The organism is Streptomyces sp. NPDC028419, assembly GCF_055565515.1.
The window spans coordinates 438,787-452,830 of sequence record NZ_JBVHUE010000001.1; the positions used below are offsets into that span (position 1 = coordinate 438,787).

A 14,044-nucleotide genomic window follows, 5' to 3' on the forward strand; every position below is an offset into this window, starting at 1 on the left:
CGCCTGAATCTCACGACATCGCTGAACAGCAGCGTATTCGCCCTCTAGGATCATCATCCGATGAGCGCGATGGGGGTTTGATGACAACGCAGTCATCTTCCGAAAGCAACGTAGCTGAAGAGCGCGAACGGGTGCTGGACGCCGTGTTGGGGCCAGTCAGCGAGGCGTATTACGCCGAGCGCGTCCGATCAGGCAGCGGAGCGCGAGCCAGGGCGCAGGCGGCCCAGTCCACCGTCACGCTGTTCGCGGGCGGCATCGTGGCGGCGCTGACCTTCACGCAGCTCGCTGACCGGCCGTTGAGTACCCAGTTGGCCGGTGTCGCAGCGGTGGCCATGTGGTTGCTGGCTGCCGTCCTCTATCTGCGTGCGGTAGCGCAGCCGGTCGGGGCCCTGGCCGGCCCGAGCCATGCGCGCGATCGCCTGGACCTGCTCAACGCCGTGCTGAAGAGGGCTGACGACGAAGCCGCCCAGGTCGACAAGCGGCAGAAGTACGCGAACTGGGTGGTCATGGGGGCGTTGGCCGTCAGCGTGCTGACGATCGGCCTCGCGGCTATCGGAGGTCCGAAAGAGGAGAAGGTCCCCGGATCGGTTATCGTCTCGCCCGCGTATGCGCAGAGTGTCAGGGCGTTGTGTGCCAATAAGGGCGAGCGAATCAGCGGCCGGATCGATAAGCCCTCGCTTGGCACTTCATTCGTGAGCATCACGGTCGCCTCCAAGGAATGCGGTGGCAGGACGGGCAAGGAAACCGAGCTGGTGATACCCAAGTCCGCCATCCAAGCAATTGCAATGGAAGGGGAGTGACCACCGACATGGGCGCGGTCTTCCATCTCTTGTGCTTCACACCGCTTGTCCAACGCGAATCCGCGCTCGAGACCGTGCGATCCGTGTACGCCAAAGGCGATCGAATAGACGGCATCCTCGTGTTGGGCACCTGCGCCGAAGAGCCACGACACGTGACGCCTTCCGAGACTGACGACTTCCTCGACACGGTGATGTTGGAGTGCCTGGAGGCCGGCGCAGACCTGTTGCCTCCGGTGGTGACCGTGCCGGGACGGCACGACATCCGCCGGCTCGGATCCGGCCACGGCATGCTCACCAAAGCGCTCACCCGCTATTGGGGTGACACCGAGCGAGGGCTGTGGCGAGGTGATGGGGAAGACATCGTAGAGGCCGTTCGCGACGTCTCGTTGGCCGGCTTCGTCGCGTGGTCAGAACCCCGCGCGAACTTTCCGCAGTGGCGATCAGGCGTTCTGCCGGGTGAGGGATCCGTGAGGCTCGGGACGAGCACGGGCACCCTCGGCATCGTTGTCGCGAATACCGTCTTCCGCATGGCGGTACCCGACGGCACCGCCGAACTGGCCACCTGCACCATGGGACAACTGGACAGCGCGGTCGGTGGAGAGTACCTCGATTGGGCCGGCGCGAACGACCTCACGCTCGTGGTTGCGGGACACTCCGCCGCCGTCCCGGCGTCACTCACACCTGTGCTGCCGAAAACCGTGCTGATCGCTCCCGACGGGGAGTCCGCCCGGTCCGGTTCGGATGCGCGGTGGCTGGTCCCTTCTCACGGTACGACGCGCCAGCACAGGCTTCTGCGCGCGGAGATCGCGGCTGCTGGAGTGCCGAAGGTCCGTGACCTCGCGGCACCCCCCGCTGAGCAACCGGTCCACCTGCCGAGCCGTAGGCACGCTCGACACCGCGTCGCGGCTGCGCGCCAGACCACACAGGAGGCATACGACGAGCAGACCGCGGTGAAAGAGTTCTACGAGCAGATCGGCACTGGCCGAATGATCCTGGTAGCCGTCTCGGGCGTCCACGGCGAGAGCGGCCCCATCGACACCGACATGCTCACCCAGCAGCTGACCCAGGCTGTGTACGGTGTTGTGCCAGACCCGGCGCCCACCATTTCCGAGATCTGGAGCACCGCTCTCGCCGAACTGGGCTCCCGAACGGTTGACCAGCACGTCGCCGAACTGCGGTGCGTGGACCAGGAGTCCACGACGGCCGCACGTCGTATCCTGCAGGCCCCTTGGTGGCGCATCTACGACTTCACGGCGACCGACATCTTCTCGTCGGTCCTCGAAACCGACCCGGGGGCCGCGGAGACCAACACGTTCGTCAACGCCTTGGTGCGGAAACCCGCGGCTGGCAACGCTTTGGTCGAGGCGGTGGCCATGCACGGCAACCCCACCGCGCCCGAAGCCCTCGACTTCACCATTCCCGCGGACGACGACCTCACGCCACGCGCTCTGTGGTTTCGCAGGCTGAAAGCGGAACTATTGACCCATCCCACGGTCTTCATGGCCGCCTCCCCCAGCAGCCGGTCGCTGTGGAACGCTCTCGCCCTGACTCAGCCGCAGACCGAGGCGGAGAGCTTTCCCCGTTTCCTCATCACAGGACCGGGGACTGCCGCGGATTGCGCTCGGATACGACAGGCTGGTCTCACACACATTCAGGTCCCCCCGAACGAGTTTGCGGCGCAGCAACTACGGCCGGGACTGGAGATACTCCAGCAGGGCAAGAGACGACTGGCGGATATTCGGCTCGGTGCACGACAGGGTTCCGGAATAAAACTTGTCTCGTCCCTCGTCGACAACGCGCCGGCGGGCAGTGTGGAGTTCCTGAAGGGCCAGGATCCGACGTGGGGTGACGTCAAGGACGGCTTTGCCGTGAAGCTCTCGATCACCGACCGCATCCGAGCGAGTGCGCAGCCCACGGAGGACGGAAGGCACAGGGTCGTCCTGGTGGAGGGCAGGGCCGGCTCCGGCAAGACCACAGCCCTCATGCAGTACGCATACGAGCTCCATCAGGCAGGGCGGACCGTGGCCTGGATCGACCGCGAGGCAACCGATCCGCTGCCGAATCTGAAGGCCCAGGCCCTCAAGATGTCGGCGGACGCGATTTTCGTGGACGATGTCGACATCTTCGGAAGCCTGGGTGCCTCACTCCTCAGGGAGCTCAGTAACGGTGGCAGAGCGCTGATTGTCGCGGCGATCCGTACGACCCGCTCCGACGAATTGGACGTCACCTTCCAGTCCCGGCGGGTGTCGGCGGACGAGCCCTTGAAGGACGAGGACCTGGGGCACATCGTCGACGTGCTGCACGCGCACGGACTGCCGGGGATACTCAAGCGTCAGAAACTGCGGCCCGAGAAGATCGACAAACTGCGGGAGCTGTGCGACCGCAGTCTGCTCGTGGCCATGATCCAAGTGGTCACGGGTAAGCGCTTCGAAGAGAAGGTCGCCAGTGAGTACCACGAACTGGATCCCGAGCAAGTCTCGGTCTACGCGACCGTCTGCGTCTTCGAATCCGCCATCGTCTTCAAGAAGCGTGGCATCGAGCAGGAGGACCTGCTCCAAATAGTCTCCGGGCGGGGCGCCCCCAAACCGTCACTGAACCGGGCGATCAACCGGCTCGTGGACAGGCGGTTTCTCACCCTTGCCCCGGACGGGACCTTACGCTGCCGACAGCGCACCATCGCGGACACCGTGGTCGAGACGGTCCTCAAGAAGACCCCGATCCAGCTGGCCGGCGTCATCGAGTACCTGCTGAGGTTCTACGCGCAGTACGCGGCCGACATCCGTGACAACGACGACCCCTACCGCAGGATCCTGATCCGGCTACTCAACCACTCCCTCATGGTGTCGCTCCGGCTCAAGCCCGCACAGGTCCGGGACATCTACGGCACTGTGCACGAACTGCTGCAGGACAACTTCCACTACTGGTTGCAGCGTGGCGAGTACGAGCTCGAACGGGGTGATCTCGGCATAGCCGAGAACCATCTGGAAACCGCCCAGGGATGTGAAGGAGGAGCGTCCGATCACTTCGTCCTCACCGCGTGGAGCGCGATACGACTGCGCCGGTCCACGCAGAGCCCTGCCGACGGCAGCCTGCGTGACCGTGCGTTTGAGGCCATAGGCGTGCTGGAAGATGTCACGCGGCGCCACGGCGGCGCCTCTCCGCACTCCTTCTCGGTGATCGCACGACGGGGGACCCAGTGGGTGGAGGCGTGCGAGGTGTCGCTGTCCGTGGGTCAGGTCGACGACATCCTCCGCCGATTCCTCGCAGTCGTCGAGGCCGGTCGGCGGTTCTGCAAGGACAACCATGAATTCATGCGCATCGCCGATGAGTTCGAGCCGAAGTTGAACCGACTGTTGGAGCGCAACAAGGGCATTCCGCTGTAGTGCTCGACAGAGACGCTGCCGGGTTCGTTCCTGAACAGCCGAGTCTGTGTGCTCGGCCATTCACAGCCTTGTAGCGCTCCTGACCACCCCCTCCCCAGGCACACGGAGATCGCACTCCGCGGTCAACTGCACCATGTGAATGAAGACGAGCGGCGGCCCGGCGAGTTGGGGCACGGAAGGGTCGGATGGGCGTGAGCGGCTCGTCCAACCCGTCAGGCCCGCACGGGCCTGTCTGTCAGTGCTTCCGGCTGGGGTCCAGATGCGCGGTCGGCCACGCGCACGATGGAAACTAAGCCGGGGCGCCGCCGGTGATCCTGGATCGTTAGCCCCCCGTCGGGGCCTCGCTGGGACTGCCGTGCGGGGAAGGGCAGGGTGGCGCACAGTGGGAGAGGGCTCTTTCGTCGGGAGGCGCCATGCACTGGGGAATTAAGAGCACGACTCTCATGACGACCGCGGCACTGGCCTTGCTGAGTGGTCCCGCTGTCGCCCAGCCGGAGCCGTCGCCGAGCGGTGCCCTCGGCGGGGTGGCATACCGCGCTGTGGAGGACGTAAGCGCGCCGACGGAGCCGCTTCCTCCCGGGGCATTCGACGAGGTGATCAGCGAATTCCGGCAGTGGAAGCTGGCCCACGACATGGTGGTGTTGAAGTTTCAATTGGCCAATCCCGCGTGGGCGAACCTGACATGGGTGGACGTCCACGATTTCGCGATGGGAGTGTGCCAAGGCAATGGCGAGCAGGCAGCTGCCACTCTGCTCCAGAAACTTCCGGGCGTGCAGGTGGCCCACGCCTCACTGCTCACTGAGGCGGTCGGCCTGGTCCCACTGCACTGCACGGTCCCCAACACGCAGACGGTGGACGCGGCCGGTGGCACGTTGGCAGACGCTGTCCTGACGAACACGGCCAATGCCGGTGCGGCTGCGCTGACGCAAGCGCCCGAGTCGGCCACCCGTAACCTGCCCACCGGTTTGAAGGATGCCCTTGAGTACCCCTGCGCTGTGGGTGGCGGTGTGGTGGGCGCCAAGCTCGGCAACGTGTACAAGGCCCGTGGGCCCGCAAGGTTCGGAAACCTACTTGTCGCCGCGACCGCGGCTTTGGGCAGTGTGCTGGGTGCCAAGTGCGGGGATGCCCTCGTCAGCACCGTGGGCATCCTGCAATCCAGAAACTGACCACCGCTCCGCCTTGGCTTGCCTTGCTTTGCCGCGATGGCCCGCACCCGCGCTGACAGAAGGCCACGGCCGCGTCGTCGTCCGCCCGAAGCTGCGTGAACACGTCTGCCCACGAGGGGAACGGCGGACCGAGCGGCTGGCGACGACCAAGGCGGCGACCACGGTCGCCAGTCGTACCGACTGCTCAAAGCGAGCCTGGAGACGGCGGTCGACGACGAACTGATCCGCCGGAACTCGTGCCGGATCAGGGGCGCGGGCAAGGAGGCTGGCCTGACCTGCAGAAATCTCCGCCGTCGGTCCTGATTCGGCTCCCTCTCCGAACCCCTTGTTCACCGCCGCTCACCGTCCCTACCGGCACGTTGTGGCACGGGGGTGGCCACTGCTCCGTGACAGGGTGGCCCAGGCTGCCGAGAGGCGGTCGACCAGTGCTGCCGCAGTCTCCGGGGCGAAGGAGTAGGGGATGCGGACGTAGTCGTCATGGGCGCCGGTCGAATCCATCGTGGCGCCCGGGATGACCTCCGCGCCGTGGCGCAGCGCCACCCGTGCGTAGAGCCGGGCGTCCGTGCCCGCGGGCAGCTGGACCCACAGTACGGAGCCGCCCTGCGGTGCCTGCCAGCGCCAGTTCGGAAGCTGCTCGGTGAGCAGCCGGGTGACGGTGGCCAGCCGCTCGCGGAGGATGCGGGCCCGTTCGGGCGCGAGGGCCGGGAGCGCGGGGAGGAGCCGGGCGGCGAGGGCCTGGTCGAGGAGCGGGCTGCCGAGGTCGTTGAGTGCTTTGAGTCGGGCCAGGCGCGCCACCGTGTCCTGCGGCGCGCGGATCCAGCCGATCCGGAGGCCGCCCCATACGGCCTTGGCCAGCGAACCCACCGTCAGCACGGTTGCCCCGGCAGGGGCCGCGGCGATCGGTGGCGGGGCCTGACCAGGGGCGAGCCCCGCCGCGTGGGCGTTGTCCTCCAGGACGGTGACGCCGTGTTCGGCGGCGAGTTCGGCCACTCGGCGACGACGTCCGGCGGACATCAGGGTGCCGGTGGGGTTGTGGTAGGTCGGCATGACGTAGAGCAGTGCGGGCCGGTGTTCGGCGAGCGCGGTGGCGAGCCGGTCGATCCGGATCCCGTCGGAGTCGAGCGGGACGCCGACGAGCCGGGAGCCGGCCGCCCTGAGGACGTCCAGGCAGCCCGGCCACCCGGGGGATTCCACGAGGGCGGTGGACCCGCGCCCGAGGTACAGCTGGGCGCTCAGGGCGATGGCCTGCGTGGCACCCGTGGTCACCACCACCTGGTCGGGCACGGTCGGCAGGCCGTGAGCGGTGTGGTGGGCAGCGATCGCCGCTCGCAGCGCGGGGAGCCCGGCCGGGTGGTAGCCCGCCTCACCGATCAGCCCGGGCAGGTCCTCGCGGACCAGCTGGAGCAGCGCTTGGGCCAGGTCAGGACCGCCGGCTTCGGCCGCCTGCCCCAGCGAGATGAGGTCCGGCGGTGGTGTGATCAGCCGTTGGACCACAGCGTTGGCCTGACCGCCGCGTACCCGCCCGTCCACCGGAACCCGGTGGGCCACCGCCCCTCCCGATACCTGCGTGCCGCTGCCCCGCCGGGTCTCGGCCAGGCCCGACCCGCGCAGTGCGTCGTACGCGGCGACAACCGTAGCCCGGCTGACCGAGAGGGCGTCTGCGAGCCGCCGCTCGGACGGGAGGCGGTCCCCGGTGCGCAGGTCCCCGGAGCGTACGGCCCGGCCGACCGCGTCGGTGAGCCGTCGGTACAGCGGGCCCTCGCCCGAACTCCAGTCGCCCAGCAGATCGATCAACTCGTCCAGCGCCGGCGTCTGACGATTCCGGTCCACTTTTCCCTCCTTTGGCACGGGAGCACGAGCCGCCGCGACGAGAGGCTAACGGCATGACACCCAACTCGCCCATTTCATCCCTCTCGCCCCTTGACCCGCGGCTGGCAGCCGTCTGCGACCTCTCCGTCTCCGCGGCGAGAGAAGGCGCGGGGCGGCACGAGTACGACGGAACCGTCCAGGACCTGTCTCCGGACGGAGTACGACGCGGCCTCGCCGCACTCGGCGGCCCCGCTGGTACGAAGCCCTATTCGGACCCGCACGACGAGGCACACGCGGCGGCCGCGGAGGAAGCCCTCCGGGTCCGCTTCGGCGAGCTCGAACTGCACCGGAGCAACCCCCTGTGGCACATCGAGAACCTGGACCTGACCGGCTACGACCGCCCTTACGGGCCCAAGGCCGAGCGGGACGCCGCCCGATCGGCCCATCTGCGAGAGTGGCCGGACGCCGTGGACGCGGCGATCGAGGCACTGGACCGGGTCCCCGCGGCGTTGGCCGACGCCACTCTGCCGCTCGCCCGCGGCCTGACCGCTTTCCTCGACCCCCAGGGCGGCCCCGTCCACGCCTCCGCAGCGCGGGCGCACGCGCGGTTCACGGCGCACCTGGAGCGGGCCGCCGCCGAAGGCGCGCCGTCAGCGGCACTCGGTGGACCCGCCCTCGCCCGGCTCCTCGGCGCGGCCGAAGCCTGCACGATCGACCTCACCGCGATGTCCGCCCGCGTGGATGCGGAACGGGACCGTCTTCGCGCCCTGCTCGACGAGTCGCTCCGCCGCCTCGACCCCGCGGCCACGCCCGCCGACACGGTACGGGCCCTCCAGGCCGACCACCCCGACGCCGACGGCCTGCTGGAGGAGTTCGGGGCACTCGTCGACGAGACGGTCGCCTGGACCGCCCGGCACGATCTGGTGCCGCACCACGATGTCGAGGTGGTCGTCAAACCGATGCCCGACTCCCAGCGCCGGGCGCTGGCCGGCCTCTTCGCGTCCGCGCCCCACGAGGCCGACGCGGCCGGCAGCTTCCGCGTCACCCTCCCGGAATCCGGCTGGACGACGGCGGAGAGCGAGCAGTGGCTGTCGACCGGCTTCAACCGGACCCTGATGCCGAACATGGCCATACACGAGGTGGCACCCGGGCACGCCAGCCACGGCAGGGCGCTGCGCCGGGCGGCGACCGACGTCCGCCGCACGCTCCACTCCGATGCCTTCATCGAGGGCTGGGCCCACTACTGCGAGGAGCTGGCCCTGGAGCAGGGCTTCCGCGACGGCGACCCGCGCGTCGCCGTCGCGGTCGCGCAGGACGGGCTGCGCAGAGTCACCCGCTTCGCCTGCGCCATCGGACTCCACACCGGAGCCATGACCCTGTCGGACGCGGCGGCGCGATTCACCGAGGACGTCTCGCTGTCCGGACCCGTGGCCCTGCACGAGGCCGGGCGCGGGCTGTTCGACCCCAGCTACGGCCGTTACACCTGGGGCAAGTTCGCCGTTCTCGACCTGCGTGAGCAGGCCAGGGCACGCTGGGGCGGCGACTTCTCACTCCGCCGGTTCCACAGCGCCCTGTTCGACCTCGGTGCCCCGCCCCTCGGTCTGCTGCACACGGCACTGGAACGCGGATGACCTCACTCGCCGCCTTCGTCCTCGCCTCCCTGGTCCTGGTGGCCGTGCCCGGACCCAACCTGATCTTCATCATCACGCGCAGCGTGCGGGACGGACGGCGGGCGGGGATCGTTTCGGCCCTCGGCGTGGAGACCGGCACGCTCCTCCACGTGATCGCCGCCGTCTGTGGACTGGCGACGCTCGTCGCGGGCCACCCGCTCGCCTTCGCCGTCCTGCGCTACGCGGGCGCCGGCTACCTCGTCTACCTGGGCGTACGCGCGCTGCGCCGCGGCCCGCCCGCTGCTGCCGACGCCGAAGACGCCCCCGACCGTCGCGCTGGACGCCGACTGCTCAGGCTCTATCTCGACGCCGTCCTCGTCAACCTGCTCAATCCCAAAGTCGTCCTCTTCTTCCTGGCTTTCCTGCCGCAATTCCTGCCCACCGGCCTGCCCCCGGCGGAGACCCGGACCCGCATGCTCCTACTCGGCGCGGTCTTCCTGGCCACCGCCCTTGCCCTCGACCTCTGCTACGCACTCGTCGGCGCCGCACTCACCGGCCGACTCCGCGCAACCCCGCGCCGCGACCGCGGTCTCTCTCTCCTGACCGGTGGCATCTACCTCGGCCTGGCCGCCCTGGTGTTCGTCTGAAGCCCGCATGCGACCGCTGGGAGGACTACGTCCGCTGCGTCAACCGAGGCTTCGGCGCTGCGAATTCGTACGAGCCGGGGGCACTCGGCGCCAAGGCGGGTCGACGCGGCCCGATCGCCCGCGCGTTGTCGTTCTCGGCAGCCGAACGGTGCCTCGTGTCGCACCCGCAAGTGCACGACGTGCGCTGCGGCCGAACCCGTAGGTGACCTTCAGTTCGCGAACTTCGCCAGTGCGCGGAGCCCCGCGAGGATCTCCTCCGCCGTGGGAGCGCTCGCGGGGTCGCTGAGGTGCTGGATCATCAGGCCCGACATCAGGGCCAGCTGGACGCTGCCGAGGCTTCGCACGGTGTCCTCGGGGACCTGGTCCTCGGGGACACCCTCCAAGATGGCGGCCATGCCCCGCCGTCCCTGGGCGGTGCCGCCGGCGAGGGCGGTGCGCAGGTCGGGCTGACGCTGGGCCTGCATGAACAGCTCCATCGAGGCGAGCCACAGGTCGGGGTGGGCGGCGAAATCATCGATCAGGCTCTGCCACATCCGCGCGAAGTCCCGCTCGGTGGAGCCGTCGGCGTCCGGGACGATGGCGCGCCCCATGGCGTCGCCCCATTCGTCGAGGATCTCGAACAGTGCCTGGTTCAGAAGGGTCTCGCGGGACCCGTAGTGGTAGCCGATCGCAGCCGTGCTCACCCCGGCGGCGGAGGCGATGTCCCGGATGCTGCTGCGGTCGTACCCCTTCTCCCGCAGGCACGCCTTCGCGCCGATGAGGAGGGCTTCGCGGTTTCCCATGCGACGGACGCTAGCACCTGTTGCCCGATCGATTTACTCGATCGATCTATACAAACGTATTGCTCGATCGAGTAAATCTCTCTACTGTTCCTTCCATGACGAACACCAAGAGCGTTGCGAAGTGGTCGGCCGTCGCCGTGTCGATGGGTCTCGGCCTCGCCCTGACCGCCCCGGCCCTCGCCCACGCCGCCCCCGTCGGCACGACCGCCGACCGGACGGTGGTCGCCACCACGAACGGCGAGGTCCGCGGCACGGCTGAGGGCAAGGTCCGCACCTTCCAGGGCATCCCCTACGCCGCACCCCCCGTAGGAGGCCTGCGCTGGAAGTCCCCGCAGCCCGCGGCGCGGTGGAACGGAGTACGGGACGCGACGACCCCCGCCCGGGCCTGCGCCCAGCCCAAGGGCATCCCGATCGGCATTCCGAACGACAACGAGGACTGCCTCTACCTGAACGTCACCGCCCCGACCGCGCAGCAGGCCGGGAAGCGGCCGGTGCTCGTATGGATCCACGGTGGCAGCCTCATGTACGGCGCCGGCCACCAGTACGGAGGCACGAGTCTGGCCGAGCAGGGCGCGGTGGTCGTCTCGATGAACTACCGCCTGGGCGTGATGGGCTTCCTCACCGACCCCTCCCAGCCCGGCGCCGACGGCCTTGGCCTCGAAGACCAGCAGGCCGCCCTGCGCTGGGTGAAGGCCAACGCCGCCGCCTTCGGCGGAGACCCGGACAACGTCACGATCGCGGGCCAGTCCGGCGGCGGCTACAGCGTCTGCGGCCATCTCGCCTCACCCGCCTCCGCGGGTCTCTTCCACCGCGCCGTCGTCCAGAGCGCCCCCTGCGCCACCGGCGGATCCCGCACCCGCCCCGAAGCCGAGGCCGACGCCCGGCGCGTCATCGCCGCCCTGGGCTGCGAGACCAACACCGCCGGCTGCCTGCGCGACAAGCCCGTCTCCGAACTCCTCGCCGCCTACGGCCCCTACAACGAACCCCGCCCGGTCACCGGTACCGAGCTCATGCCCCTCTCTCCGGTCGAAGCCCTGCGCACCGGCAGGTTCAACCGGGTCCCCGTCCTCATCGGCGCCAACCACGACGAGGAACGCGGCAGGGTGCTCGGCCAGGAACTCGCCTCCGGCGCGCCGATGAAGCCGCAGGAGTACGAACCGGCCATCCGCCGGCAGTTCGGCTCCGAGGCCGACGCCGTCCTCGCCCTCTACCCGCTCACCAAGTACGGCTCCGCGGGCGAGGCACTGGCCGCAGCCCTCACCGACTCCGCTTGGTCCACGCCCACTCTGGAGACGGCCCAGCTCCTGTCTCGATGGACTCCGACCCGGACGTACGAGTTCTCCGAACGCGGCACCCCGTGGTTCGAGGGCTTCCCGACGCCCAGCTTCGAGCAGCAAGCCGCCCACATGACGGAACTTCCCTACCTCTTCGATCGCCCGCCGCTGTTCGAGGAAGTCCCCGCGGACCAGGCCCGCTTCCGCACCCGGATGCTCCGCACCTGGACCCACTTCGCCGCCACGGGCAAGACCGACTGGCCCGACTTCCGCACCGGCCACGACTACGTCCAGACCCTGTCCTCGACCACCTGGAAGCGCGCCGACTTCGCGGCCGACCACAACACCACCTTCTGGAAGAACAGCCACTGAAGGCCGGCGATCCGGAACCTCTCTCCTGGAGGCACCCGCACCCCGCAGCCCCGGACACCGACGAAGCCCCAGGTCGCCGACCCGGGGCTTCGTAGCACGTTGTGGCACGGCCACCGTGCCTGCCCGGAAACCCCCCAGCGGATCTCCCTGTACGAGTCCGGGCTGGCAGGACTGAATCCCTGTCGGGCTCGCTACTCGTGATCGCGGCCTCACCGCCACCTGAAGTCGGCGAGGCCGCGGAGAATCCGGTGCGCGTCGCAGGGCTGCGGGAGACTGGTGCCCCCTACGGAGAGGGGCACCCGGTGTCGATGGACCGACGACCGATGGATCTCGCGGCGTACGTGGAGCGCACACGGAGCGGTCCGTGCTTCGTCTGTGCCTTCCTCGCCGGGAACCCGGGCTACTCGCACGAGACGGTGTTGGAGGATGCCGATCACGTAGCGTTCCTGGACAGGTGGCCCACTGTGCCGGGCAAGGTTCTCGTTGCACCGAAGGCGCACATCGAGCACGCCGTGCGCGACCTGGGCAAGGAGGCTTACACCCGGCTCATGCTTTTCGTCCGGGAGATCGCCCTTGTCGTCGAGGCCGCCTACGAGCCGGAGCGGACGTACCTCTACTCGCTCGGCAGCCAGCAGGGCAACGCGCATCTGCACTGGCACGTGGCCCCCCTGCCGGCCGGCGTCCCGTACCCGGAGCAGCAGTTCCACGCTCTGATGACGGAGAACGGTGTCCTGCCGCTTCTGCCGGACCAGGCGGCCGAGACGGCCGCACGCCTGCGCGAGGCGCTCATCGCCAGAAGGACCGCCAAGGAGGGGTAACCGCTGTTTCGGGAAGGCCAATTACCCACCCAGTAGGGAGCCGCACATGGCGCAGATCACCGAAAGCGCGTCCCGCGATGCAGGTCGGCCGGGGACGCGGGGCCCTCGCTGACCCCCGGTGACCGCGACTTTCCGCACCATGTGGTGCGCAAGCGGTGCGGCCTTGATGCCTGTCGGTATCCCCGCGCGTGCGGGGAGCAGTCTTACTGGCCCGCTCCGATTCCGGCATTTCGCCTCTCCGGCGCCAACCCGCGCGGGGTCGCCAGTTCGGGGCGGGCGACGCTAGTGACCGGTGCCGCCCCTCAGCAGCTCCAACACCTGTTTCGCAGTCCAGTTTCCGGCCGCGCCGGGGCATGAGGAGAGGTAGTCGGCAATGTCCCGCTCTTCCCACGGTCCGGATTCCAGCAGGCCGCCTGCGAGGTACCGCAGGTACGCGGCAGACGGCGTGAGGGGTTCGACGTCCTGAAGAGTCCAGGGCGCGGTGAACGTCAGCAACGGGATGCCCTCGATCGTCCCAGGGCAGATCAGCGTCTCGTAGCGCCCCGGTCCCAACTCGGCGCGTCCCAAGCGCAGGACGTCGGTCAGGTCCAGGTCCACCCCCGGCTGCTTGTACATCTCCTGCGCGGCGATGTCCGACATCTGGCTCACGGTCACGAGGTGAGCGCGCCCCCGCATGCGGCCGGGGGCTGTCGGGTCGTAGAAGCCCCTACCCCCCGTCCACACGGGGGACTCAGTCGCGAAGTACAGGTACCCCGCGAGCTCAACGGCGATCGACCGCTCCGGCGCGCGGTGATCCCGGCAGCCGGGATACGAGCGGGTCGCCCCAGGGGGCGTCCCGCCCGCGATGTAGGCGGTCAAGCGGTCCATGTGCATGTTCGAGCCGTAGGACACGTACCAGACGCGGTCAGGAGCGGCGTGGGCCGCGGCGGTGAGAGGAACCGCAGTGTGGACAGTCATGCTCTGTTCCTCGCGTGCGGGGGTGGGAGTCGGCATCACTCCGCCAGTACTGAGTAGCGAATCACGTGCCGGTCGCCCGGCAGGGTCGTGACCACGACGCGAAGGGGTTTCCCGTCGGCATCCTGAACGTGATCTCGTCCTCGTTCGGGCCGGGCAGTCGTCCGAGAAGGCGGCGCTGATCTACCAACACTCGGACCGACGAGGGTGTCCCCGTGGGGGACGGCGATCTCGTGGACGACGGACGCCGGTCGATGCCCTCGGGATGCCGGAGGTGGACTCCAGCTGTGTTCGTACCGTGGCCAGTGGGCTGCGTCAGGCCGGTTGTTGTGCGACCCGGTGACCCCTGGCGACCCCTGGCTTCTGGCAGGACACCCCTCGGCGGGCGGCGGCTCGTGCCGCCCTCGATCTCGTCCCTCCGGCGCCCGT

At 69.0% G+C, this 14,044-nt stretch carries 10 protein-coding genes and 1 pseudogene; 8 read left to right on the top strand and 3 right to left on the bottom strand.

Annotated elements, in window-relative coordinates:
• The first annotated feature begins 80 nt into the window (after positions 1-80).
• The 4 genes and pseudogenes from ACZ4UB_RS02115 to ACZ4UB_RS02130 form a co-directional block, all read left to right on the top strand.
• Positions 81-800, top strand: a complete 720-nt coding sequence (locus tag ACZ4UB_RS02115) for a hypothetical protein (RefSeq protein WP_468067659.1) — start codon at positions 81-83, stop codon at positions 798-800.
• Positions 797-4,183 (top strand): P-loop NTPase, encoded by a 3,387-nt coding sequence (locus tag ACZ4UB_RS02120; protein WP_468067660.1) that lies wholly within the window; start codon positions 797-799, stop codon positions 4,181-4,183. The genes ACZ4UB_RS02115 and ACZ4UB_RS02120 overlap by 4 nt, the downstream gene beginning before the upstream one ends.
• Before the next feature lie 443 nt (positions 4,184-4,626).
• Positions 4,627-5,349 carry a hypothetical protein gene (locus tag ACZ4UB_RS02125; RefSeq protein WP_468067661.1) on the top strand — a complete coding sequence of 241 codons (723 nt, stop codon included), beginning with the start codon at positions 4,627-4,629 and terminating at the stop codon, positions 5,347-5,349.
• Between the two features lie 124 nt (positions 5,350-5,473).
• A pseudogene (locus tag ACZ4UB_RS02130) lies at positions 5,474-5,616 on the top strand (tyrosine-type recombinase/integrase); the annotation flags it as partial.
• An 81-nt stretch (positions 5,617-5,697) separates the two neighbouring features.
• On the opposite strand, the gene ACZ4UB_RS02135 reads toward ACZ4UB_RS02130, so the two are convergent.
• Positions 5,698-7,179 (bottom strand): aminotransferase-like domain-containing protein, encoded by a 1,482-nt coding sequence (locus ACZ4UB_RS02135; RefSeq protein ID WP_468067662.1) that lies wholly within the window; start codon positions 7,177-7,179, stop codon positions 5,698-5,700.
• Between the two features lie 53 nt (positions 7,180-7,232).
• Here ACZ4UB_RS02135 and ACZ4UB_RS02140 point away from each other — a divergent pair, with 53 nt between their 5' ends.
• Positions 7,233-8,789, top strand: a complete 1,557-nt coding sequence (locus tag ACZ4UB_RS02140) for a DUF885 family protein (RefSeq protein ID WP_468067663.1) — start codon at positions 7,233-7,235, stop codon at positions 8,787-8,789.
• The gene (locus ACZ4UB_RS02145; RefSeq protein ID WP_468067664.1) at positions 8,786-9,415 is read left to right on the top strand and encodes a LysE family translocator; all 630 of its coding nucleotides are present in this window, start codon (positions 8,786-8,788) and stop codon (positions 9,413-9,415) included. Before ACZ4UB_RS02140 ends, ACZ4UB_RS02145 begins: the two co-directional genes overlap by 4 nt.
• 209 nt (positions 9,416-9,624) lie before the next feature.
• On the opposite strand, the gene ACZ4UB_RS02150 is transcribed toward ACZ4UB_RS02145, so the two are convergent.
• Entirely contained in the window at positions 9,625-10,197 is a 573-nt protein-coding gene (locus ACZ4UB_RS02150) for a TetR/AcrR family transcriptional regulator (protein WP_468067665.1), read from the bottom strand.
• Between the two features lie 95 nt (positions 10,198-10,292).
• Between ACZ4UB_RS02150 and ACZ4UB_RS02155 the strand changes: the two genes are divergently transcribed.
• Together ACZ4UB_RS02155 and ACZ4UB_RS02160 are read left to right on the top strand one after the other, a co-directional pair.
• A complete protein-coding gene (locus ACZ4UB_RS02155) occupies positions 10,293-11,843 on the top strand; it encodes a carboxylesterase family protein (RefSeq protein ID WP_468067666.1) in 1,551 nt (516 codons plus the stop codon).
• A 308-nt stretch (positions 11,844-12,151) separates the two neighbouring features.
• Positions 12,152-12,661, top strand: a complete 510-nt coding sequence (locus tag ACZ4UB_RS02160; RefSeq protein ID WP_468067734.1) for an HIT family protein — start codon at positions 12,152-12,154, stop codon at positions 12,659-12,661.
• Between the two features lie 282 nt (positions 12,662-12,943).
• Here the strand turns inward: ACZ4UB_RS02160 and ACZ4UB_RS02165 are convergent, their stop codons facing one another.
• Positions 12,944-13,300 carry a hypothetical protein gene (locus ACZ4UB_RS02165; protein ID WP_468067667.1) on the bottom strand — a complete coding sequence of 119 codons (357 nt, stop codon included), beginning with the start codon at positions 13,298-13,300 and terminating at the stop codon, positions 12,944-12,946.
• Positions 13,301-14,044 lie beyond the last annotated feature (744 nt).